The sequence below is a fragment of the Blastopirellula marina genome, from assembly GCF_002967715.1.
Taxonomy (GTDB): domain Bacteria; phylum Planctomycetota; class Planctomycetia; order Pirellulales; family Pirellulaceae; genus Bremerella; species Bremerella marina_B.
In genome coordinates this window covers 1-23,234 of sequence record NZ_PUIA01000038.1, presented here as the reverse complement: position 1 = coordinate 23,234, position 23,234 = coordinate 1, and the positions used below count along the sequence as shown (strand labels likewise).

Annotated in this window: 17 protein-coding genes and 1 rRNA gene; 13 read left to right on the top strand and 5 right to left on the bottom strand. The window is 54.6% G+C overall.

Features of this window, described 5'->3' with window-relative positions; all coding sequences use genetic code 11:
- The first annotated feature begins 154 nt into the window (after positions 1–154).
- The 7 genes from C5Y96_RS13915 to C5Y96_RS13885 all read left to right on the top strand — a co-directional run bounded on the left by C5Y96_RS13915 (position 155) and on the right by C5Y96_RS13885 (position 7,312).
- Positions 155–2,353, top strand: a complete 2,199-nt coding sequence (locus tag C5Y96_RS13915; RefSeq protein WP_105354369.1) for an NfeD family protein — start codon at positions 155–157, stop codon at positions 2,351–2,353.
- A gap of 30 nt (positions 2,354–2,383) precedes the next feature.
- Positions 2,384–2,965: an NfeD family protein gene (locus tag C5Y96_RS13910; protein WP_105354367.1), complete on the top strand. Its 582-nt coding sequence runs from the start codon at positions 2,384–2,386 to the stop codon at positions 2,963–2,965.
- Positions 2,966–3,035: 70 nt separating this feature from the next.
- The gene (gene floA, locus C5Y96_RS13905) at positions 3,036–4,097 is read left to right on the top strand and encodes a flotillin-like protein FloA (protein ID WP_105354366.1); all 1,062 of its coding nucleotides are present in this window, start codon (positions 3,036–3,038) and stop codon (positions 4,095–4,097) included.
- Positions 4,098–4,121: 24 nt separating this feature from the next.
- Positions 4,122–4,691: a hypothetical protein gene (locus C5Y96_RS13900; RefSeq protein WP_105354364.1), complete on the top strand. Its 570-nt coding sequence runs from the start codon at positions 4,122–4,124 to the stop codon at positions 4,689–4,691.
- 131 nt (positions 4,692–4,822) lie between these two features.
- On the top strand, positions 4,823–5,668 hold the full coding sequence (locus C5Y96_RS13895) for a class I SAM-dependent methyltransferase (protein WP_105354362.1): 846 nt from the start codon (positions 4,823–4,825) through the stop codon (positions 5,666–5,668).
- A gap of 148 nt (positions 5,669–5,816) precedes the next feature.
- Entirely contained in the window at positions 5,817–6,734 is a 918-nt protein-coding gene (locus tag C5Y96_RS13890; protein ID WP_105354360.1) for an NAD(P)-dependent oxidoreductase, read from the top strand.
- Positions 6,735–6,883: 149 nt separating this feature from the next.
- Positions 6,884–7,312, top strand: coding sequence for a response regulator (locus C5Y96_RS13885; RefSeq protein WP_105354358.1), 429 nt, complete (start codon positions 6,884–6,886; stop codon positions 7,310–7,312).
- A 6-nt stretch (positions 7,313–7,318) separates the two neighbouring features.
- On the opposite strand, the gene C5Y96_RS13880 is transcribed toward C5Y96_RS13885, so the two are convergent.
- Positions 7,319–8,572, bottom strand: a complete 1,254-nt coding sequence (locus tag C5Y96_RS13880) for a PQQ-binding-like beta-propeller repeat protein (RefSeq protein ID WP_233198961.1) — start codon at positions 8,570–8,572, stop codon at positions 7,319–7,321.
- A gap of 99 nt (positions 8,573–8,671) precedes the next feature.
- Positions 8,672–9,325 (bottom strand): CerR family C-terminal domain-containing protein, encoded by a 654-nt coding sequence (locus C5Y96_RS13875; RefSeq protein ID WP_105354354.1) that lies wholly within the window; start codon positions 9,323–9,325, stop codon positions 8,672–8,674.
- Between the two features lie 125 nt (positions 9,326–9,450).
- Here C5Y96_RS13875 and C5Y96_RS13870 point away from each other — a divergent pair, with 125 nt between their 5' ends.
- The 4 genes from C5Y96_RS13870 to C5Y96_RS13855 all read left to right on the top strand — a co-directional run bounded on the left by C5Y96_RS13870 (position 9,451) and on the right by C5Y96_RS13855 (position 16,143).
- Positions 9,451–10,803: an efflux RND transporter periplasmic adaptor subunit gene (locus C5Y96_RS13870; protein WP_105354352.1), complete on the top strand. Its 1,353-nt coding sequence runs from the start codon at positions 9,451–9,453 to the stop codon at positions 10,801–10,803.
- Positions 10,804–10,805: 2 nt separating this feature from the next.
- Positions 10,806–14,087: an efflux RND transporter permease subunit gene (locus C5Y96_RS13865; RefSeq protein ID WP_105354349.1), complete on the top strand. Its 3,282-nt coding sequence runs from the start codon at positions 10,806–10,808 to the stop codon at positions 14,085–14,087.
- A gap of 230 nt (positions 14,088–14,317) precedes the next feature.
- Entirely contained in the window at positions 14,318–15,094 is a 777-nt protein-coding gene (locus tag C5Y96_RS13860) for an SDR family NAD(P)-dependent oxidoreductase (RefSeq protein ID WP_105354850.1), read from the top strand.
- Positions 15,095–15,168: 74 nt separating this feature from the next.
- A complete protein-coding gene (locus C5Y96_RS13855; protein WP_105354347.1) occupies positions 15,169–16,143 on the top strand; it encodes an alpha/beta hydrolase family esterase in 975 nt (324 codons plus the stop codon).
- Here C5Y96_RS13855 and C5Y96_RS13850 read toward each other — a convergent pair whose 3' ends face one another.
- The gene (locus C5Y96_RS13850; RefSeq protein WP_233198960.1) at positions 16,144–19,497 is read right to left on the bottom strand and encodes a PVC-type heme-binding CxxCH protein; all 3,354 of its coding nucleotides are present in this window, start codon (positions 19,495–19,497) and stop codon (positions 16,144–16,146) included. It lies immediately after the preceding gene.
- Between the two features lie 830 nt (positions 19,498–20,327).
- Here C5Y96_RS13850 and C5Y96_RS13840 point away from each other — a divergent pair.
- A complete protein-coding gene (locus tag C5Y96_RS13840; protein WP_105354343.1) occupies positions 20,328–20,912 on the top strand; it encodes a 5-formyltetrahydrofolate cyclo-ligase in 585 nt (194 codons plus the stop codon).
- Here C5Y96_RS13840 and C5Y96_RS13835 read toward each other — a convergent pair.
- Positions 20,909–21,820, bottom strand: coding sequence for a cysteine peptidase family C39 domain-containing protein (locus C5Y96_RS13835; RefSeq protein ID WP_105354341.1), 912 nt, complete (start codon positions 21,818–21,820; stop codon positions 20,909–20,911). The two genes, C5Y96_RS13840 and C5Y96_RS13835, sit on opposite strands and share 4 nt — an antisense overlap.
- A gap of 361 nt (positions 21,821–22,181) precedes the next feature.
- Positions 22,182–22,607, bottom strand: a complete 426-nt coding sequence (aroH, locus tag C5Y96_RS13830) for a chorismate mutase (protein ID WP_105354339.1) — start codon at positions 22,605–22,607, stop codon at positions 22,182–22,184.
- A gap of 512 nt (positions 22,608–23,119) precedes the next feature.
- Between aroH and C5Y96_RS13825 the strand changes: the two genes are divergently transcribed.
- A 16S ribosomal RNA gene (locus C5Y96_RS13825) occupies positions 23,120–23,234 on the top strand; the annotation flags it as partial.

Here is a 23,234-nt window from a genome sequence, read left to right as displayed (position 1 = left end):
GCCTTAATTCGCACAATATCCACCTTCTCGATTCCTTCATGAATCGGAAAGGTGGATTTTCTTTTGCCCTGTTTCGTCTCGCGCTATAATTCAGTTGTCTTAAAAATAGGAACGCTATTTCTAGTGTCCACTTCCTACGTAGATAGGTCCCCGGATGTTGAAAGCTCGCGGCACCTGGATCTGGTGGGCAGAAGCTTTTCTGCTCCTGGCTCTGGTCATGGTCTCCCCCTCGGCAGTGCTGTCTCAACAGGACGAACTGGCCGCTGAGAAAGAGGACCAGGCCAACGCAGGAGCGGCCCCCAAGCTTGCTGGTGTTCGCCTGAAGGTTGCGTTGCCGATTACCGGTACCGTTGATACGGATGTCAAGCAAAGCCTTCAGAAGCTTCTCTCTCGATTGACCGATAAGGACGAACGCCCGGTCGTGATCCTTGAACTGGATGGGGGCCCCGAAGGCCAGTCGCGCGGCAGCGAGTTTGAACGCAGCCTGGCGATTGCACGCTTCCTCACCTCCAAAGAGGCCACCCGGCTGAAGACGGTCGCGTACCTGAAAGGCCCAATCGAAGGGCATGCGGTCCTGATTCCCTTGGCCTGCGAACAGATCGTGATGCACCCCGACGCCGAGCTTGGCAACGCCGGGATCGACGAAGGCTCGATTTCCAACACAATGCGTCACGCTTACGAAGAGATCGCCGGCTTCCGCAACGTGCTGCCGCCGCAACTGGCACTCGGCATGCTCGACCCGAGCTTAGAAGTCTATCGCGTCAACGATCGCCGCTTCGTCAATGGCGAGGAGTATGCCCAGCTCAAGAACGATGGGCAGGTCGCCACTTCCGAGAAACTCGTGCCGCGCGGACAGATGGCACTTTTCACCGCCAACAAGTTGCGGCAAGACTTACAGTTGATCAGCCACGTGAGCGAAAACTATCGCCAGTTGGCAGCTCTCTTAGAGATCCCTGAAAACCAGATCACCCAAGACTTGGGGCTCAACCGCGACTGGAAAGCGGCTCGCTTCGTCATGGACGGCGAGATCTCCAACCGGATGGTTCAGCGGACTTCGCTTTCGATGCAAGATGCCGTCACGCGTGGCGTGAACTTCATGCTAATCGAACTCAAGTCGCGTGGGGGTGATCCAGTTGCTTGCGAGAACATGGTCAACTTCCTGCTCGGCTTGCCTGATACCGTGCATACGGTGGCCTTGGTCACGGAAGAGGCAACCTCTAATGCCTCGCTGATTGCGATGGCCTGCGACGAAATTGCCGTCTCCCCAAATGCCCGTCTCGGCGGAGAGGGTATTTACCAGTACACCGAGCAAGGCCGGGCGGACCTGGAGAACTACCTGGCAAAGATTTCGATCGAGGCCAACCGGTCGTGGTCGATCTGGGGCGCGATGAACGACCCCGACTTGAAGGTCTTTCGCTACGAACGCCCTGGGACAACCCTCACCAAGTACCTCAGCGAGCGTGAAGCACGCGAACTCCAGGATGCAAAACAGTGGAAGCAAGGGCCGGAAGTTACCCAGGCAGGCATACCTTTACAATTAACCGGCACCAAAGCACTCGACTGGGGCGTGGCCGACTCCGAAGCAACCAGCGTATCGGATGTGACCCGGCGGTATGGCTTGCCGGACGAACTTGAAATCCCCAAGCAGAACTGGGCTCATCAGTTCATCGAAATCCTGGCGAGTCCTGGTCTGGCCATGTTCTGCCTGTTTATTGGCGTGATTGCGTTGATCAGCGAGTTCAAAGCACCTGGCGTCGGTGTTCCTGGTTTCGTGGCTGCGATGTGCTTGGGGCTCTTCTTCTGGAGCCGCTTCCTCAACGGCACTGCCGGTTGGCTGGAAGCGATGCTGATTATCGGTGGGCTGTTCTTTATCTTGCTGGAACTTCTGGTTCTGCCAGGCTTCGGTATCTTCGGCCTGGGTGGTGGCGCGATGTTCATTGCCGGGATCGTTCTGGCCATGCAGACGTTCATCTGGCCATCGACCGACTACGAACTCGACCAGGTGCCTTACTCGCTGGGAACGATCCTGGTCATCTTCTCCGGGATGATCGCCGCGGCTTTCTTTGCGAAGCACGTTCTGCCGAGGACACCGTTCTTGAATCAAACGATGCTCGATGCACCCGATGACGAAGCCATGGAAGAAATTCGCCGCCGAGAAACGATCGTCGACCTGACGCATCTGGTTGGCAATACGGGCCTGGCCCTCACGCCACTGAGGCCAAGTGGCAAAGCGAAAATCGGACACGAGATCGTGAGTGTCACTTCCGATGGTGATATGATTGAAAAAGGAGACAAGGTTGTCGTCGTCCAAGTGCGCGGCAACTATGCCATCGTTCGCTCGGCATCGCAGTAGTTCATTCGCTCGGCTTACGAGGGATTGTTTATGTCACCGATCACCATCGCCTTAATTCTGCTTCTCTCAGGATTGGCGCTGATTGTTCTTGAGATGTTTATCCCTTCGGGAGGCGTCTTGGGATTCATCGCCGCTGTGCTGCTGATTGGGGCAGTCGTATACGCTTACCTGAAGTGTGACATCGCGGTGGGCACGGCATTCCTTGCGGCGACGGTGGTTACCGTTCCGGTGATGATTGGCATCGCGATCCGCGTCTGGCCCCACACCCCCATGGGGCGTATGATCTTGCTCGATTCGGCCACGGACGAATACGTCGATTCGCACGAAAGCTTCGGCCATACCGAACTGGTCGGTCGCCGCGGGATCGCTCGCAGCAACCTGCTACCCAGTGGCGTCGCCGAGATCGACGGTAATCGCTGGGATGTGATTATCGTGGGCCCAGCGGCCGACCGAGGGGATTTGATCGAGGTGGTGGAAGTCGAAGGGAATCGAGTCCTGGTAACCAAAGTCGATGAAACCGAGGCCGCACCCGAGCCGGCCGCCGAAGAATCGCCGACAGAATCACTGACGACTCGCAACGACGAAATCTTCGAAGACGATCCCTTTGCTTGACTTTCGCGGTCAGAATGGCATAACTGGTGGCTGAATCAATACCTACGCCATCGCGGTAGAAGAATATCCCATGCAAAACATTGTTGAAATAGCTCTGCTTGCCAACTGGTGGGCCAACGTGATGATCATCGGCATGCTGGCCGCCGGGCTGGTGATGTTGATCATTATCGGGATCTTCGCGTTTTACTTCCGCCTCTGGATTCAATCGATCTGGACTGGGGCCGGCATCACAATCTTCGACCTGCTAGGCATGTCGTTCCGAAATGTGAACGCCAAGATGATCGTTCGCAGCAAGATCATGGCCGTTCAGGCAGGGCTAGGCGATTCTTCCGGGATCACTACCAAGGCGCTCGAAGCGCACTACCTGGCCGGTGGCAATGTGCCTCAGGTCATCAAAGCAATGATTGCGGCCAACAAAGCCAAGACAATTCAATTGACCTTTCGCGAAGCGACGGCGATCGATCTGGCGGGACGCGATGTTCTGGAAGCCGTCCAGACGAGTGTTTACCCGAAAGTGATCGACTGCCCGCCACGCAATGCCAAACGAACTTCGCTGGATGCGATGGCCAAAAACGGCATCCAGTTGAAAGTCAAAGCGCGAGTAACCGTGCGAGCCAACTTGCAGCGGCTGATTGGTGGTGCCACCGAAGAAACGATCATTGGTCGTGTCGGGGAGGGCATCGTCAGTGCGATCGGTTCCGCCGAACTGCACTCCGACGTGCTAGAAAACCCCGACCTGATCTCCAAGGCCGTACTGTCACGACGCTTGGATGCCAATACGGCGTTCGAGATTGTCTCGATCGATATCGCCGATATCGACGTGGGTGAAAACATTGGTGCCCGACTGCAAGCCGACCAGGCCGAAGCCGACACGCAAGTTGCCCGCGCACGTGCCGAAGGTCGCCGGGCAATGGCCGTGGCCGAAGAGCGGGAAAACCTGGCTGAAATTGAGAATGCCCGATCGGCTGTTGTCGATGCAGAATCGGAAGTTCCCAAAGCTATTTCGGAAGCGTTTCGTAATGGCCGCTTGAGCATCATGGATTACTACTCGCTACGAAACGTTCAGGCCGATACCGACATGCGAAAGTCGATTGCCCTTTCAAGCGGCACCGGTACAACATCGAATAAGTAAGCCCCACCAATTGGGAAATCATTCGTGGGATTTTGGAACCTACTAGCCGACGTCGATGCCATTGAATTGCTGATCCGTATCGGCATCGTGGTGGTCTTTATGGTCGGTCCCTATTTGCTTCAATTGTTAGGAGGGAAAGCCGTGCAAGACGATCGCGGACAACGTCGCAGGCGAGAACCTCAGTCGGACCTCGAACGCGAAATCCAAGACTTTCTGGAACAAAGTCGCAGTGGCGGGAATACCTCGTCATCGCGGGTGCCGGCTCAGTCGGTCGAGGACCACGATGAAGAAGAGTTCGTCCAAGCGGAATCGGCCCACGAAACGCTGAAAGATCATCATCTCGAATCGAAGATTGATGCCGCTCATCCAGAAGCCAATAAGCCGGCCGAGCGTCAGCCTTATGCTACCGACGTGATGGTCCACCAGGAACATCAATACGAAGAATCAGAGAACTACAACTACGACTCCGATGCTTCTCATACGCCGACGGGTGCCGGGGCTTCGATCGCTGCCATGTTCCGCGACCCCGGCCAGGTACGCAACGCTTTCATTCTGGGCGAAATCATGAGCCGCCCGAAGATTCCACGCCGGTAACGTAGCGTCAGACGATCCCATATTTGCTCTGCCCGAACCGATCTTCTGCGATCGGTTGTCCTGACTGTATCGATCATGCGGCCTTCTTTAGATTTCGGACGAGTGCTGACCGGCATCAGAAATTTTGCCGCTTGAGCCTGATCATCGGCCAATTAATCTGGATCGAGTCTCTTTTGTCGGCAGTTGTTGTCGGCAAGATCACCAATGGCCATCCCATCTCACGTCATCGATCGGGCACCGACATGGTATCCAGTCCAATTGCTTTCCATACCGTCGACGCATTCCCTGCCTGGAAACGTGCAGAAAATCGGCTTCGCGAGCTGATCGATACTTATCGGCCGACATCGATTTTGGAAATCGGCTCTGGTGCCAATCCGACCCTTCCGGTCGAGTACGTTCGCGAGGCACCATTCACCTACACAACCAACGATATCAGTGCCGAAGAACTCTCGAAAGCAGATCCGGCCTACGAGACGCTACAGCTTGACGCCTGCCAGGAAGGAATTCCTGAGAATGTCCACGGAGCGTACGATTTGATCTACAGCCGAATGGTGAACGAACACGTTCAGAACGGCAAGCAGTACTACGAGAACATCTTCTCGATGCTCAAGCCAGGTGGCGTGACCGCCCACTGCTTCTCGACATTGTATGCTCTGCCGTTTCTGGTGAATTGGCTGATGCCGGAATTCGTGAGCGAACGGATCCTGGCAGTCATGGAACCTCGCGACAAACATCAACACGATAAGTTCCGCGCGTACTACAGCTGGAGTCGCGGCCCATCGATGAGCATGGTTCGACGATTTGAATCGATTGGTTACCAGGTCCTGAAATACGATGGTTTCTTCGGTCACAGCTACTATCGGAAACGTCTTCCGTGGATCGATTCGCTGGAAAAGACCAAAGCACGTTTCCTGAGCAAGTATCCCATCTCGGCGCTGACCAGTTACGCGTTTATTGTTCTGCAGAAGCCTGAGTAGTCTCATGCATTGCGTCCGGGCGGTCTCTTGATACGCCGAGCCCCGGGTCTAAAGTGATTGGGCATACTGTGTTACAATTCGCGTTGCACAGCATCACCTCGCACTGCGAACGAGTTCGCCCAATCCCTCCTTAGGTAAGGCCTGTATCATGCCAAGCATCGAGATTGTTCCCGGTAAAACCAAGATCGGCTGGATCGGCACCGGCGTTATGGGTACCAGTATGTGTGGGCATCTGATCGACAAGGGCTTCTCGGCAACGGTTTACAATCGCACCAAGGACAAAGCTGCTGGTCTTCTCAACAAGGGAGCCCAGTGGGCCGACACCCCTAAGCAAGTTGCCGAGGCGAGTGACGTCGTCTTCACGATCGTTGGCTTTCCGGCGGATGTGCGGAGTGTGATTCTTGGCGAAGAAGGCGTTCTCGCCGGCAGCAAGCCAGGCAACATCATCGTCGATATGACGACCAGCGAACCGACCCTGGCCGTCGAGATCGCTGAGACCACCAAAGCCCAAGGCGTTTACAGCGTTGATGCACCCGTCTCCGGTGGTGACATTGGGGCGAAAGAGGCGCGGCTTTCGATCATGATCGGCGGAGAAGAGGAAGTCGTTACGGCCTTGAATCCTTGCTGGGAAGCGATGGGCAAGACAATCGTCCGCCAAGGAGGGCCTGGGGCAGGGCAGCACACCAAGATGGTAAATCAAACGCTGATCGCAACCGGCATGATCGGTGTCTGCGAAGCGCTGCTTTACGGCTACAAGGCAGGTCTCGATTTGGAAACCGTTCTGAAAAGTGTCGGGTCAGGTGCGGCCGGCAGTTGGTCGCTTACCAATCTGGGACCGCGCATTATCGACAACAACTTCGATCCTGGCTTCTTTGTCGAACACTTCATCAAGGACATGGGCATCGCTTTGTCCGAAGCTCGCAAAATGGGAATCGCACTTCCTGGCCTGGCCTTGGGCGAACAGCTTTACCTGGCCGTCAAGGCTCAAGGACACGGTCGACTGGGCACGCATGCTTTGGAACTGGCACTGTGCCAGCTGAATGACATCGACTGGAAAAACCGCTGACCCTTCGACTTTAACGGTTATGCGGCTGGCCCCTGTGAAAAACGTTGTCTTTTCGCAACCGTTGCGTTTTGACAACGTCTCGCTATAGGGAATGCTTAGGTGCACGATGGACTGTACGCACCGGCGAAACGCAAACAAGGGCCAAGATAATGATTGCGGATGCCATTCCCCAAATGGAAGAACTCACCGACTTTGAAGTCCGTGGTGAAGTTCTCATTTGCGATGACGAGCCAGATATCTGTGATGCTCTAGCTCACTTTGTCAAGAAGCGTGGCTTCGACCCGATCATTACACACCGAGGAAACGAATGCGTCCGGCTTGCCCTTAAAGAACGCCCGATGGCGATTCTTCTGGATGTAAATCTGCCTGACTCCAACGGCCTTGAGGTTTGCTCTCAGTTGACCGATGCGGAGCAAACCAGCCAGATTCCAATCATCATCCTCAGCGCCAACGGCTGCGAAGATACGGTACGCCAGATTCGTCGCAGTGGCGCTCGCTTCTATGTCCGGAAGCCATACGATCCGAACACGGTCGTTGCGATCCTGGAACAAGCGGTCAATGACGCGCGATCCTGGTAGCCGAAATTAGTCCTCGAGACTTATACAAACTAACTGATCGTCGCTGCGAGCAATCACGCACTTTTCGGCAAAGGCGGGATGCGACCAGCACACACCGTCGCGGCGCGAGAGCTGATCGCGGGTTGGACTGAGGATCTTTGTTCGATCGATTTCTTCGAAACCGTCGGGAGACAGCCGAGCGATAATCAGTTCCCCCCGCTCGTTGAACATGAAGTATCGGTCTCCATGTTTCACAAAGTGGATCGTGCTCCAGCGTGCTTTTGGAACGGCCGTTTGATCTTCCCACACGCGATCGCCGTTGGAAGCATCCAGGCAGCGAAACTGGCCGTAGCTATCCACACCGTAGATGTAGTCTCCCTCAAAGACAGGGGTACTGATGATGGAATGCAGCCCATCGGTGTCGTTTTCCGAGCGGCCAACGCGATGCCAAAGGACTTCATAGCCAAACTCGTCAGGCTTAATCCGAAGCATTAACGCCCCATCGTAAAATGATGTAAGAAACACGCGGTCTCCCTGAACAACCGGCGTCGCGACACCGATCGGCATGTTCTTCGGGGCCCAAGGATATCGCCAACGAACGTCCCCATCCTTCGGATCGAGCGCGGCGACACTATCGCCTGTCCAAACGAGCACGGTCGGGCGGCCTGCTTGCTCGATCATGATGGGGGACGCATAGCACGCACGATCGTTGAGTGCCCGCCACTCTTCTTCGCCGCTTTCTTTATCCAGTGCAATAACACAGGCACCTTCAGACCCACCAATTTGCAGTATCAACAGATCACGCCAAATGAGTGGTGCCGCGGCGATACCCCAGTTTGGCATCCGAATCTTGTAGTCCTTTTGCAGATCGCGAGACCAGATCTTGTCCCCTGTGATGGCATCCAGACAGTGCAGATGTCCCATCGAGCCTAAGGTGTAAAGATTCGAGTCGTCGACCAGGGGACAGGCCCGCGGTCCTGCCGTATACCCAATGTTGGCATAGGGACACGGATACTCGAAGCTCCACAGCTTTTTACCGTTAGCCAGATCGACACAGTGCACACGTTCCTTCTGCTCTGGCTCGACAATACGATCGGTTACGTAGACATAACCATCGGCAACGACAGGTCCGCTATAGCCGGCCCCGATCGGCACGGTCCACTCGGGCTGTAGACCTTCCTCGGGAAATTCCCGCAAGATACCTCGTTCACGCCAAACACCGTCGCGGTTCGGGCCACGCCACTGCGGCCAATCATCGGCCAGGGCGGAAATGGACATCATGAAGAGGATTCCAACGCTGACAAGTCGTCGCATGCTTGAACTCCCGAGCGAAGAAGAGATAGGCAACTGCCAGCAGCGTGAAGCATCGTCGGCTTAAAATCAAGCGGAATCTGCTTGTTTTCTTTGTTGGATCGCGGCGGTAATAACCTGATAGATGTGCTCGGCCACGCGATCGGCCGTTAAGGCCTGAAGTTCCTGCGGAGAGACGAGCATATTGATGATCGGTCCAGCCATTTTGTAATGCATACACTGCCCCACAACGCTGAAAGCGAACATATGGCGATCCCCTTCCGGCGTTTCCTCAGGCAGAAGTTGCTTCAAGATGTCGTTCAATCGCTCGAAGTGAGGACGAATAAATTCGTGAACGATGTCCTGGGTCGCCTCGGAAGGGTCGGCCATTTCACGAAAGATCAGCAAGTGCTTGTGATCAATGCGGTCCTGGGCGGACATGGCCATGGCGACCATTTGGCGAATGAACCCCTGCAGCCGGATTTCTGGGGCAATTTCGGGGCTATCCCCCGGGGGAATAAAGCCGCTGGGGGCCATCGATCGATGCCTGGCCCGGTGCGCTTCCTTCACCGCTTCGATGTACAACCCCTTCTTATCCTCGAAGTAATACTTCACGGCGTTCACGTTCACGTCTGCCTTACCGCAGATACGGCGAACCGTACCGTGGTCGTAGCCATGCAGGGCAAATTCCTGAATGGCTGCTTCCAACAGGCGCTGTTTGGCATCCGGCGGTGACGAACTCATGAATTTTCGGGTGTTACGATTGTTTTTTTAAGAAGGCGGCGATACCATCGAATTAAACACGTGTTTAATACTAACGTAGCTAAACAATTTGGCAACTCTTCCGTCCTCGCACTTGAGAACGAAATATGTCGAAGTTTACCGGCATTTTAAAACTCGTCCTGAAATCACTCATCTCCCTCTGTTTGGTGGGAGGGGGTATTGCGACTGTTATTTTCTTGGGGAAAGCGAAAACAGAGTCGGATCAGCCGCCGCCGGAGGACATCCGTCTCGTCGAGACTCAAACGGTTCAACCACACGACTCGGGAATTACTTTCCAAGTGGACGGAGTTGTTGTTCCCTATCGCGAAATTCAACTGGCTGCGGAAGTTGCTGGCCGGGTCATCGAAAAATCGGACAAGCTGCGCATCGGCCGGACAGTCTCTGCGAAGGAACCGATCGTTTTGATTGACCGTCGCGACTATGACTTGGAATTGGAACGCCTGCAAGAGGACCTGGAACAGGCCGAAGACAACATCGCCGAGATGGATGTTCAAATTGCCGCGGCCGAAGGACAGATCGAACTGGCTTCGGAGAACCTCGTAATTCAAACACGATCGACCGACCGAATCCGCAGTCTCGTTAGCCGCAACGCCACCACCGAATCGAGTCTGGATGACGCCCTGCGAGCAGAGCTAACGGCGAAAACTACCCTGCAATCTCAGCGTGATCAATTCGCTCTGCTTAAAGCGACCAAGACGCGACTGGAAAACGTACGCGATCGCACAAAAGCAGAAATCTCGGCGGCCCAATTGCAACTCAGTCGTACGACAATCGCTTCGCCCATCGATGGAGTAGTTGTCGAGGACAATGTCGAGCAAGACAGCTATCTGCAAAAAGGGACGGTCATCTGTTCGATCCGCGACACCTCGAAGCTCGAAATTAAATGCAGCCTGCAAGCCCATCAGATGAAGTGGCTATGGGAGTCATCGACAGGCTCCACCGAAGCAAAAAAGCGGGGGGCCTACGAGTTGCCGGAAACGCCCGTTACCGTGAGTTATCGGATTGGCAATGAAACCTATCTGTGGGACGGAAAGCTGACCCGCTACGATGGCGGTCAGATCGACCAACAAACCCGCATGATTCCGTGTCGCGTTCAAGTCGAGAACCCACTTCACGTTCAACGAGTGACCGACGACGGCGATGTCGACACGTTAGCCGAGGTCCCGACACTTATGGTGGGGATGTACGTTCACGTCGATGTGCACGTTAATCCACGAAGCCCGCTGGTCTCGGTTCCTGTTCCAGCAGTCTACCCAGGCAATCGGCTGTGGGTGGTCAAAGACGGAAAGCTGCAAAGACGAGAAATCTCGGTTGCCGTAAGCAGCGATGACGACGCGTTGGTGTATGCCGGCGAAGGGAAGATACAGCCTGGGGAACAAGTTGTTGTTTCGCCCCTGTCGGCCCCGTTCGATGGCGCGAAAGTCGAGGTGGTTCAGTAGCCATGAAATCACTCGTTCGCTGGGCGATTTCCAATACGCCCGCCATGAATATCTTGATGGTCGCCGCGATCCTGGTTGGCTTCGTGTCCCTTTCTCGGATGCATCGCGAGACCTTCCCCGATTTCGACCTCGACATCATCCTCGTTCAGGTCCCCTACCCAGGAGCTGCGCCTCAGGAAGTCGAAGAAGGGGTTTGCCAGAAGATCGAAGAAGCGGTGCGTTCTCTTGATGGCATCAAGAAAGTCACTTCCGTTGCCGCCGAAGGGGTGGGCAGCGTCGTTATCGAATTGCATTCTTCGGTCTTGAACCCTGATCGCGTCCTCGACGAAGTCCGCTCGGAGATCGATCGTATTCCGAGCTTTCCGGAAGAAGCCGAAGACGCCGAAGTGCGCCGCGTTACCACGCGGCGTCCGGCCATTCGTGTAGGTGTGATTGGCCCTGAGTTCGACTCAGAAGAAGCCCAACTGCAATTGCGTGCGGTCGCCGAAAGGGTTCGCGATGAATTACTTCAGTTGGACGGTGTCTCTCAAGTCGACTTCATCAACAACCGAGAATACCAGATCGATGTCGAGATCGACGAATCGGTTCTACGATCGCATGGCCTGACTCTGGACAGCGTGGCCGAGATCATCCGCCGAGAAAACCGCGAACTTCCAGCTGGTACCATTCGCGGCGAGTCGCAGGAAGTTTTACTTCGGGGCAACAATCGCCGCACGACTGGGGACGCCATCGCCAAGCTTCCGGTGATTACCCAGCTGGATGGTGCCGTCCTGAAAATTTCCGATTTAGGAACGGTCCGTGATGAACTAGCCGACACGACCTCTCGCGCTTATATCCAAGGCAAGCCAGCGATGGCCTTGACCATCTCGCGTAGCTCTGACGAAGACCTGTTGAAGATGGTCGACGCAGTCAAAAAGTATGTTGCCGAGAAAGAACTGCCTAGCGGCTACGAAATGCTGACGTGGAGCGACCAGTCGGTCGAAGTCCGCGGCCGATTGAACTTGCTGATCGAGAACGCGATCTATGGCTTGATTATCGTCTTCGTGCTTTTGATCCTGTTCCTCGATCTCGAGTTGGCTATCTGGGTTTCCATGGGGATTCCGTTCTCCCTCTTTGCCGCAGGCATCTATCTGTTCGCCGTAGGGGAAACGATGAACATGATCTCCATGTTCGGCTTCCTGATGGCCTTGGGTATTGTCGTGGACGACGCGATTGTCGTGGGAGAAAACATTTACTCCCATCGACTCATGGGCAAGACACTTATGGATTCGGCTGTTGACGGCACGTCAGAAGTGATGAGCTCTGTTTCGTCTTCGACCGCCACCACGGTCATGGCGTTCATGCCGTTGCTGTTTGTCAGTGGTGTGATGGGCAAGTTCATGGCCGTGATGCCGATGGCGATTATCGCAATCTTGATTGCCTCGCTGTTTGAGTGCTTAACGATCTTGCCATGCCACCTGGCTCACAAGAACGACGGCTTCATGAAGTTCTTGGGCTGGGCGCTTTTTATCTTCGCGTGGATGCTTCCGATCGTTCACTGGGCCAGCGATACGACCACTAAGATTTTGGAATGGTTCATCGAGAACATTTATCAGCCCTGCCTGTACTGGGCTCTGCATAACCGAATCATCGTATGCGGGGCAGGCGTGGCGTCGATCCTGGTTACCTTTGCGATCGTACGTTCCGGCATTACACCGATCGAGTTTTTCCCGAAGCTCGACGGCAACACGGTCCAGGCGCAAGTTACGTTCCCAGACGGCACGCCCGAGCGTGTCACACAGCATTGGACTAAACGTATCGAAGACGCCTTCTGGGCGATCAACGAGCGGCTTTCTCCAGAAGGGGAGAGCCTGGGGCAGGTATCATTTCGCACGGTCGGCTCGCAAGTTTCCAATGGTGGCCCTCCTGGGGCCAATGCCAGCGAGGCCAGCGGCAGCCATGTCGGAAGTGTCGAGATCGAACTGCAAGATACCGAGCAGCGTGAAATCAGCAGCATGGATATCGTAGCGGCGTGGCGAGAAGAATTGGGACCAATACCTGGTGCCGAGTCATTAACGATTGCCTCGCAAGCGATGGGCCCTGGCGCGACACCGATTGAATTCCGCCTGCTGGCCGATGGCAATCATATGGATCAACTGGAGGAAGCGATCGAAAAGACCAAGGCCCACATGGAAACCTACTCCGGCCTGATCGATATCGCCGATGACTCGATCCCAGGCAAATGGGAATATCGTTTCCGTATCAAGCCAGACGCTCAGGCTTTAGGCGTACGCACCGCCGACCTTGCCGAAACCGTCCGGGCCGCGTTTTACGGACAGGAAGTGATGCGCGTGCAGCGAGGACGCCATGAAGTCAAAATCATGGTGCGATACCCGCACGAAGATCGCCATCGCCTGGCGTCGTTCAACGACATTCGCATCCGCCTGAACGACGGCATCGAGCGTCCCATCACGGAACTCGCGGAAGTCGACATCGTCCGTGGCTACTCCGAGATTAATCGCGTCAAGCAAAAGCGTTCGATCAAAATCACTGCAGACGTCGATCCCGAGCACGGCAACGAAGTCGAGATCGTTGCCGGCATCAAAGCAGATTTTATCCCGAAGCTTCTGAAAGAATATCCTGGCATCAGTGTCTCTTGGGAAGGACAAAATGAACAGCGTCAGGAGTCGATGGGCAGCCTGTTCAATGGCTTTATTGTCGCGTTGGTCGCCATGTTTATGCTGCTAGCCTTTGAATTCAAATCGTACTTTCAGCCCCTTTTGATTTTGGCCATCATTCCTTTTGGAGCCATCGGTGCGATTGCCGGGCATGCGATGATGGGCATACCCCTTACATTCTTCAGCATGTTCGGCCTGGTGGCTCTCACCGGGATCGTCGTGAACGACTCGATCGTGCTGGTAGACTTCATCAATCAACGCGTGCACGCCGGCATGCCGCTAAAGCAGGCACTGCTGGAAGCGGGCACACGACGATTCCGTCCTGTGCTTCTAACCACGATCACAACTGTGGGAGGGCTCTCACCACTGTTGATGGAGACTTCACTTCAAGCACAGCTTCTGATCCCAATGGCGACGAGTATTGCATTTGGGGAAATCTTCGCGACCGTCCTGGTGCTCTTCCTGGTTCCAGTCGGTTACTCCATCAAGGTCAGCTTTATCGAGTTCTTCGCTCCTGGTTCCATCCTCAGCGAAGAGAACCATCACAGCGAAGCTGCCCCTCAGCCAGTTCATGCGTTTACTTCGCCTGGCAAACTCGAAGAGTCTTCGATCGGTACGTCACACTAGCCGATGCCCTGCAGGAGATTGCCAGTCCGGCCCGAAACTTGCACCATCGTATTATCTTCGATGAGCAGTACATCGTTGCGTTAAACTACGTGGAAACGCTTTGAGTTTCGGGCAAGTGACTTGTAACCGTGATGCGAGCCACGCATCTAAGACGGTTTAGCCAACCGCTTAACGAGAGCGTGCTCTGACTTTGTATGATTCTGAAAACCACTTGCGAGAAAGCTGATCTCATGGATCTTCAACTGAAGAACAAGAATGCTCTGGTTACCGGTTCAACCAAAGGAATTGGCTACGCAATTGCTCAAGTACTCGCCCAAGAAGGAGCGAACGTCATCGTGAATGGACGCAGCGAAGAATCCACCCAGGCCGCGGCCCAGTCAATCGGGCACGGCGCACGGGGCATTGCCGCTGACGTATCCACGGCCCAGGGATGCAGCGAACTGCTCGATAAGGCGGGGCAAATTGACATTCTGGTGAACAACGCTGGAATCTTTGAACCCAAAGACTTCACTGAGATTCCCGACGAGGATTGGGAGCGGTTCTACCAGGTAAACGTGATGTCAGGCGTACGCTTGACACGCGGCGTTCTACCTGGCATGCTCGCCCGAAATTGGGGACGAGTTCTGTTTGTCTCCAGTGAAAGTGGTGTCCAGATTCCCTCCGAGATGATTCACTACGGCATGACCAAGGCGGCGAACATCTCTCTGGTCAACGGGATCGCTCGACTCACCAAAGGCACTCATGTTACCGTGAACGCGATCCTGCCGGGGCCGACAGCCTCGGAAGGAGTTTCTCAGTTCGTGGGAGAACTGGCCCAGGAAGCGAACCAATCGAAAGAAGAATTCGAGAAGGACTTCTTCAAAAGTGCCCGGCCGACTTCGCTCATTCAACGATTTGCCGAAGTCGAAGAGGTTGCTAACACGACGGCCTATTACTGCTCTCCCCTTTCCAGTGCTACCAACGGTGCCGCCATTCGAGTCGATGGTGGCGTCATCCTGGAAACATAAGTCACGCGAAACCGACAGACCATTTCGCAGGTAATACTTGGTACCGTAATACCTGTTTTCCCTGCGAGGTTGCCATGTTTCGTAATCGCCGCTGGCTCGTGCTGCTTTGCCTGGTTGGAGTGATTGGCTGGCTGCTCTGGAATGGCAATAACTTCCAAGCAGCCGAGATTCCGTCTCCACCCACACCAGGTCAGTACGAAATCGCTCTTGAGTCCGACGGATACACGCGGACGGCGTTGGTTCACATCCCCAAGGGGTACAACGACCAAATGCCTCCTCCTTTGGTTATTGCCATGCATGGAGCAGGGGGTGATGCCGAGTCGATCTTAGATCACGACAACTGGGCAAAACTGGCCGACGAAAAGGGTTTTGTCGTCATCGCACCCAACGGCCTGCCGGCCAGGCCACGGCTACCGAGCAACTTTCTAGCCAATCCACAGCTATGGAACTCCGGCCAACTTCGCGAAGGCTCACCGAGGTCCAAGATCGACGACGTGGCATTCATAAGCACCCTGCTAGACGACCTTATGAAAAAGGTTCCTTTCGACAAGAGCCGCGTCTTCGCCACCGGGCACAGCAACGGGGGCGGCATGACATTTCGCCTAGGTGCCGAGATGGCCGATCGCCTCGCTGCCATCGGTACGGTTGCCGGCATGGTCGCCGTGGAAGATCCGAAACCAACCAAACCGCTACCAACACTCTTCATCTTCGGAACGGCAGATCCTGTGCTACCACTGGATGGCGGAGAATCATCACTTCCCTGGGGCACGCGTACGACACCCCCAGTTGTCGATCTCATGAAGAAATGGGCCCAGGCGATTCACTGCGAGACGGATCCAACGACCATCTTGGATGACGAAGAAATCAAAAAGGTTCGCTACCCTTCCCGAAACCGAGGGCCTGAGCTAACGGTCCTTTATCTCAAAGGGCACGGACATCAATGGCCAGGTGCCAGCCGCAACCTACCACCTCGCTTGATTGGCCCCATCACCAGCAAGCTCGACGCCACTGCCGAGCTGTGGAAGTTCTTCGAGAACAGTACGAAATGATTACTCGTGACCTGCTGTCCCCGACTTCTTGAGATTTGCCAGGAACTCGACCAGGTCACGCAGTTCGGACTTCGACAGATGCTTGAAGATATCTTCAGGCATCGGACTCTTGGCACTCTTGCGTCCCTCGATATCATCTTGAGGAATCGTAATCAACTTTCCGTCGGCATCGACCAGGTTGACGGCCTCGTCCGTTTCTTCTTTCAGAACGCCTGAGTAAGTTTGACCATCGACCGTCAGAACCAGGATCGACTCAAAACCTTCGGCAATCTTGGCATTCGGCTGAACGACCGCTTCAAGGAGGTACTCACGCGTCTTCGTCTGCCCCAAAGCATCCAACTCCGGACCAACCCGGCCGCCGGTTCCCATCGCACGGTGACAGCGAACGCAAGACGTTTCCGTCTTCTCGAAGAAGATCTTGCGACCTCGCTCGAAGTCACCACCAGCAAGTGCCACACGGTATTCGGCCAGCGGATCAGCAGGATCCAGCGACAAGCGGTACTTCTCGAGCAGCGACGAAACCTCTGCCGAGTCTTTGAATGCAGTTGCCGCTTCGATCACATCCAGGCGTGTGTCCTCAGGCACCTTACCGGCTAGCAGGCTATCCATCGTGGCCGAAACAATTTCCCCGGCACCGTCGGGCTTCAAGCTGCCCAAGGTTGCCAAAGCCTTTTGACGTTCGATCGTCGAATCCGAAGCAATTCCCTCCGCCAGCGTCTTGGCCGCGGCATCCGGAGTAAGCTTCGCCACTTGATCGCGTGCTACGGCACGGACCAATGGCTGATCCGACTTCAGGGCTTCTTGCACAATCGGCATGGCCTTGTCGGCATCGACACTGACCAACGCAGCGATCGCATCGGCTCTCGTTTCGGCAGATTGCTTGGAATCGGTGGCCAAACCAATCAGCACCGGTGCAACCTCTTTAATTCCGAATGAAGCAGCCAGCTTGGCCGCCTTGTTGCGAACCGCCTCGTCAGTGGTCAATAGTTTTGGTAAAGCCCCGGCCAGAGCCTCTTTGGCAACTGCATTGTCCCGTTCTTCCAGCGGGCGATAGAAGTTGATCACACGATCTAGCTGACCTGGCTTATCCCAGGCTTCCAGCATCGATAACGCTTCCAATCGCATCGCCTCTGGCATGTCACTTCTAGCGGCGAAGCGAGCCAGTGCTTCGGCGTTCTCCTGGTCACCCAGGCGGAAGTTCGCATTGAGCACACGGCGAAGCAGGGCATCGTTCTTCCAGCCTGAATCAATCAACCGAGCGGCCTGTGGCAATGCGGCTTCCATCGGCAGATCGTGAATCGCACGTACCGCTTCCAGAACGACTAATTCATTCCCATCGGTCAAGAAACGCACGACGGTCGGACTCTCAAGTCTCCGCAAAGCGACCACGGCTGCGATACGAACACTGGGAGATGGATGATTGGCCAAATCAGCCAGTGACTGAAGACTTCGCATGCCAGCCATCGCCATAATACCGCCATGACGCAAAACTGGATCTTGATCCGCATTCTTAGCCAAAATCGCGGCGACACGATCGATTACCTGATTCGGATCACCATGCGGTCCGGCATTGCCCAGTCCGATCATGGCGAAGTATTGAACTCGTGGGTTCTCATCTTCCAGTAATTCTGGAAGCCCATAGATCACGCGTAGCTCTCCCAGGACTCGGCCAACTTGTGCCCGGACTTCAGGGTCTTTGTCTTTCACCAATTGCGTCGAGAGCAGTTCCACCGATTTCACGCGATCGGAGATCTTAGCTTCCCCTTCCGCAATTTGTCCGATGCCCCAAATGGCATGTAGACGGGCAAACTGCGATTGATCACTATCAGCAGCGACCGCCTTCAGTACATCAAGCTTGCCGCCAGCGGCTAGTGCGAACTGTGCTTTCATCCGCACGCGGCGATCGGCATGGCCCAGCAGTTGCTTCAGTTCGTCATCCGACTTGGCCGTGAAGTCACTCGGCAAGAGCTCTTTCACTTCGGCGATCAGCTTTGCGTCTTCCGGATTGTCTTTGGTCAGGCGATAGATACGTCCCTTATTCAACCCGGTCCATCCATCGACCCAGTCGCTAACATACATGGCACCATCAGGGCCGAAATCGACGTCGGTCACCAGACATTTCCAGAGGAACTCCGCGGAGTCAACCAGGCCATAACCAGCACCCTTGGCTTCCATGCGGAATGTTCGGATACCGCTATTCGCCGGACCACCACGGAAGTCACAGAGAAAGAACGTGCCATCGTACTGCTTGCCAAAACCGGTACCGGGGTAATAGACCAGCCCGCTCGGTCCGTCCGAAATGTTGACGATCGGCGGAACGATATAAGCGGCTTGTCCCTCGTGGTGTGGATGCCACAGTTTCTCTCGGTTCCACGGTCCGCGATCACTGAGATACTGGTAAGCCATGTTCCAGCCCGTGTGCCCATCCTTAACCAGATAAATCCATCGGGCCTGGTCACCACTGTCCGAGTTGTTGTCGCAAGTAAACAGGTTGCCGAAATCATCGAATGCAAGTTCCTGAGGATTGCGTAGCCCCGTGCAGAAGACCTCCAGGTTCGATCCATCAGGATTACAGCGGAACACGGCACCCGAGCCTGGATCTTTGAGCTTCGCTCCATTGACTTCGATGTTGTACCCACGGTCACCAATACTGAAATAGATCTTGCCGTCGGGGCCCAAAGTCAGGCCGTGCAAGTCGTGACCGCGAAACGCAAAGCGAACGCCGTACCCTTCACTAAGGGACTTCTTTTCGTCTGCAACACCATCTCCATCAACGTCTTCCAGCTTCCACACATGCGGAATGTTGGTGTAGTAAACACTGCCGTTGAGCGCCAACACACCAGCCCCGGTTCCTTCCACCACGTCGTTGTAGCCGGCCGAAAAGACCGTGTCATTGTCTGCTTTGCCGTCGCCGTCAGTATCCACCAACATGCGAATGCGATCGTCGTGCTGGGTATATTTCTGAGCCGCTTCAGGATGATGCTTCAGAATGTAGGCGCGACGATCGGCCACCGATTGCGCGGAGAGATCGTCGACCAGCCAATAGTTGTGATTCCGGTTGTCCTCGACCCCCTGACCCTGCCGATAGGTTTCCGCCACATAGACGCGACCGAAATCATCGAGACAAAATGCCACGGGATTCGCAGTCATCGGTTCGGCCGCAAAAAGGCTCATCGTGAACCCTTCAGGAACTTTGTACCCAGAGATCGCCTTTTCACCTTCATCTGAGGCCGGAGCGAGTTGAGGAACTTCTGGCTCCGGTACTTCGGCCAGCAGCGGCAAGCCGCCCATACCAATCAATACCAGGACCAACAAAGAACAGGACAGAATGTTCAAGCTTTTCAAGTTCAACATGCTTCTCACGATACGAATGGGATCCCCTGAAAACACTTGACGATGGAAAGGCCGATTTGCGGCTTTTTTCAGGAGGATGGCAATGAATAGGAGAATATTTGGCTATTCGCGGTAAACTTTTTAGAGTAGTCCGTTTGACGTGACTTCACAAGATTGCCGTTGTGCGCGAATCTATATGCTGTTCACGACCACCTAACTCGAACCCCCCCTCAACTTAGGTCCCATCCATGAGTGTCATATGCAGTAATTGCGGTGAAGAGCTCATGGGGGCAGTCAATCGCTGCTGGAAGTGTGGCACGCCATTCATTCGCAGCGAAACGGTTAGAGCGTCCGCAGTTGACGGGGCGAGTTCCAGTCAGACGGTTCTACTGCAAGTTCCGCCCATTCGCAGGGCTCCTGTCCTTGCAATCTATCTCGCGCCGGATGAAGCAGAAGACGAACCCATTACGGCAATCATTGCTGAAGAATGCGTGGAAGCAGAACCGGCGGCTACTGCAACTCCGCCACTCGCGGCAGTCCCGGCTATGAGAAGGTTCTTCGAATCTCTTCCGGTAGATTACGCCAGTATCGGCGGCTCTATCGTCGCCTTGCTGGCGAACCTTGCCTGCTACTACTCAATTCTTGGTGTGCTACTCGCAGCTGTCGCAGTCATATCAAATGTCTATCTGCTATCCCATCGACGCTCCAAGGCTCGTTGGATAGGGTTTGGACTTTCGATCTTGTCCTTGCTGTCCGCACTTACCCGAACAGTGGCAAGCCTCTATTCTTGGTTCACTGGCATACCCCTGACGATGGCCTTGTTCGGTTAGCTGACACAATTGACGGCATACATGAACTCACTAGACAAGAACGATATTCGCCGCCAGGCAATCGCACGACGTCAGCAACTAGGTGATGCTGGAAGGCGAAGCGAAGTCATTTGCAGCCGACTTATTGCCGAATTCCCGATTCAAGAAGACTCTTACTGGCTAGTCTATGTGAGCGTGCGCGACGAAGTCAAAACGACGCGCATCCTGGAAGAAGTGTTAGCCAACGGCCACCAGGTCGTGGTTCCCTATTGCCTGACAAACCAGGAACTGGGCCTCTTCCTACTCACCGATCCCCAGCAGCTTGAGCGGGGCGCATTTGGAATACTGGAACCAATCGCAACGCTGCGAGCGGAGCAAACCGTTGCCCCCGAGATGCTAGATACGATCGTAGTGCCTGGCGTTGCGTTCGACCGGCACGGCAACCGGATCGGCTATGGCAAAGGTTATTTCGATAGGTTGCTGACGAACTTGCGAAGCGATTGCCTGAAGATTGGCCTGGCGTTCGATTGCCAGATTTTCCCGGAGATCCCGGCCGATGCCCACGACCGGCCTGTCGACCATCTCATTACCGAATCGCAATCGATTCGCTGCTCCGCGAAAACTTAACGCCTGGCAAGCACTCGGATATTGTCGAGTCCACTTCGCGTGTCTTTGAACGGTGGCCCTTCGTAGTCACGTTCAAGCCGAGCGCTATGGCCATCCCAGACTTTTAGCAGTTCTTCCTTGCTCCAGAACTCGATGCCAATGTCCGGGTTAGGGTCGGCAATGACATAGTAGCCTTGAATTTGCCCCAGACAGACAACCGAGTGAATCTCACCCACTTTCCACCCGTCTGGCAGACCTGCGGCATTGCCACCCCCAAACCAGGCTTGCTTTCCAACACGCAGTACAACCGGCCTGCGCGAGGCTGCCAGTTCATCGGCGGTGAGATAGTCCATCCGCACCCGGTAGTGTGTATCCTTCGTTTTAAGCTTTAATCCTCGGTAGAACCCTTTCCAAGACGTTCCCTGCCGAGTCAAACACAACTCGGCCATCTCCTCTTCGGTTGTAGGAATGTCGTAGTAGTTCAGAAGCGTGGCCGCACAAGCTGCAGTGCATGTCTGGTTCGTCGTCTGGTAGCAAATACCCTGGGAATCCCAGTTCATATCACACTCTGGTGCCTGTCCCATTAAGGGATAGATCAACGACCAGACACCAGCTCCAAGCAGACCGCTCATGGGAATGACTCGTCGCCACCCCTGATCACGTAATCGGTTGGATGCGATCGCTGCAAGTACCATCGCTGCCAATGGATAAGCGTTACTAAGAATGATCAAGTTCGAGAACGGCAACAGCTCTGTCAGGAAGAGACTTTCCCAAACGAATGCCGTATAGAGCCCAACGGCAGCAACCACAACGACCGCGAATTGATTCAGAGCGAATACCGACCAGCCCTTGGTCCAGGCTCTTGTGGCAAAGAAGCCGCCAAGGCTGATAACACCAACAATGAAGTAACCCGCGATCACATCCTGCATACGAGCCTCCTTTCCTAGTGCCTGCCTGCACCACTTTGGAGTGAAATATGGATGTCCGGCAGTGGGGCAACTGCCGTGTCAATCGACTAAGGATGAGGTGTTAGCAATAGTATCGTTAACTTCCCATGAAGACCATAGACAATTGCTGCGTTTATCCGCGATAATACAGGGTTTTTTCCACCCCAAGCATTGAGAGTCAGCCAAAAAAAATGCCCGCACAGCGAGCATTTACCCCAAACAGAGCGGGTGTGAGTTATCGAGAGAGCCGTAAGCAACACGGGATCCAGCAGCTATCCAAAACTAGCAACAGAGACCCGGAATCGCTGTAACACCTTTCCATAAAAGGTGTTACAGCAACAACCTACTTCATGCCTGCCATCTGCTTCTCAATCCAATGCTCAAGTTCCTTCCAGTCGATCTCGGGAACCTGACACAAATCCGGTCGCAGTCGGACGGCATCTCGCACGTAGACATGATGGATTGCGTCTTGAGCTTTTTCCGTGTTCCAGTGCAAGAGAATCCGGACACATAATGGTAAAGAGCCGGGAACACTAATTTCATGAGTGCAGATCAGGGGAACATCCATCCATCCAATCTGCCGTGCCGCCAGAGCCGGAAACTCAGCATCGAGATCGCTGGTCACCGTAAAGATGGCGCTGGCTACATCCTTCGGATCGATTCCATTCTGTCGAATCATCAGGGCCAATAGCTGTCGAGTCGCTTCAAGGATCTCGTCTCGATCGTTGTGAGTAACCGTAGTCGCCCCGCGAACTCCACGACACATCATGACACCTATGCCCTTACTTACCTGGCAATCAATTCTACGCTTCAGCGAAACACGTGCTCCGACACTCGTAAAATACTAGATCGGAGCCGCTCTTTACAGGGTCACTAGCTCCTTCCGCAGTGAAAAGGGGAACGTTCCACAGGAATTTGCATCGCCGTAATGTGTTTTAGCACAGCATCTTACAACTTGATTTCATCTTTTCTAAACAAAAACCCCGTCAGCCCCTTTGACGCCAAACCAAGAAGCAGTAGGATATACCGTCTCACCTGAAGCGACTGACGCCGACAGGGAGAAGCGAAAGCTTTTGATCTTTGACAATTTGGTAGTGACCTCTGTTTGAGAACAATGGTGGTTGTGCTTCTTTGAGAATGCTTGCATTCCTGAAGAGGCGATCACAAATTTGGACTCAAGCTAGTTCAATTTCTTTTTAAACTAGTAGCTAGTTCAAACACATAGATTTTTAACTTGCTCACATGCTTTGGTGGCTTCGGTCACTGGGCTTAAGCAAATATTAATTGAAGGGTTTGATCCTGGCTCAGAATGAACGTTGGCGGCATGGATTAGGCATGCAAGTCGAGCGAGAACCAAGAAAGCTTGCTTTCGAGGGGACAGCGGCGAAAGGGAGAG

Bases quoted from the DNA above. Each gene is read 5' to 3' on its own strand.
- C5Y96_RS13915 (WP_105354369.1), top strand. From the start codon at position 155: ATGTTGAAAGCTCGCGGCACCTGGATCTGGTGGGCAGAAGCTTTTCTG.
- C5Y96_RS13910 (WP_105354367.1), top strand. From the start codon at position 2,384: ATGTCACCGATCACCATCGCCTTAATTCTGCTTCTCTCAGGATTGGCG.
- floA (WP_105354366.1), top strand. From the start codon at position 3,036: ATGCAAAACATTGTTGAAATAGCTCTGCTTGCCAACTGGTGGGCCAAC.
- C5Y96_RS13890 (WP_105354360.1), top strand. From the start codon at position 5,817: ATGCCAAGCATCGAGATTGTTCCCGGTAAAACCAAGATCGGCTGGATC.
- C5Y96_RS13885 (WP_105354358.1), top strand. From the start codon at position 6,884: ATGATTGCGGATGCCATTCCCCAAATGGAAGAACTCACCGACTTTGAA.
- C5Y96_RS13880 (WP_233198961.1), bottom strand. From the start codon at position 8,572: ATGATGTCCATTTCCGCCCTGGCCGATGATTGGCCGCAGTGGCGTGGC.
- C5Y96_RS13875 (WP_105354354.1), bottom strand. From the start codon at position 9,325: ATGAGTTCGTCACCGCCGGATGCCAAACAGCGCCTGTTGGAAGCAGCC.
- C5Y96_RS13870 (WP_105354352.1), top strand. From the start codon at position 9,451: ATGTCGAAGTTTACCGGCATTTTAAAACTCGTCCTGAAATCACTCATC.
- C5Y96_RS13865 (WP_105354349.1), top strand. From the start codon at position 10,806: ATGAAATCACTCGTTCGCTGGGCGATTTCCAATACGCCCGCCATGAAT.
- C5Y96_RS13860 (WP_105354850.1), top strand. From the start codon at position 14,318: ATGGATCTTCAACTGAAGAACAAGAATGCTCTGGTTACCGGTTCAACC.
- C5Y96_RS13855 (WP_105354347.1), top strand. From the start codon at position 15,169: ATGTTTCGTAATCGCCGCTGGCTCGTGCTGCTTTGCCTGGTTGGAGTG.
- C5Y96_RS13850 (WP_233198960.1), bottom strand. From the start codon at position 19,497: ATGTTGAACTTGAAAAGCTTGAACATTCTGTCCTGTTCTTTGTTGGTC.
- C5Y96_RS13840 (WP_105354343.1), top strand. From the start codon at position 20,328: ATGAACTCACTAGACAAGAACGATATTCGCCGCCAGGCAATCGCACGA.
- C5Y96_RS13835 (WP_105354341.1), bottom strand. From the start codon at position 21,820: ATGCAGGATGTGATCGCGGGTTACTTCATTGTTGGTGTTATCAGCCTT.
- aroH (WP_105354339.1), bottom strand. From the start codon at position 22,607: ATGATGTGTCGTGGAGTTCGCGGGGCGACTACGGTTACTCACAACGAT.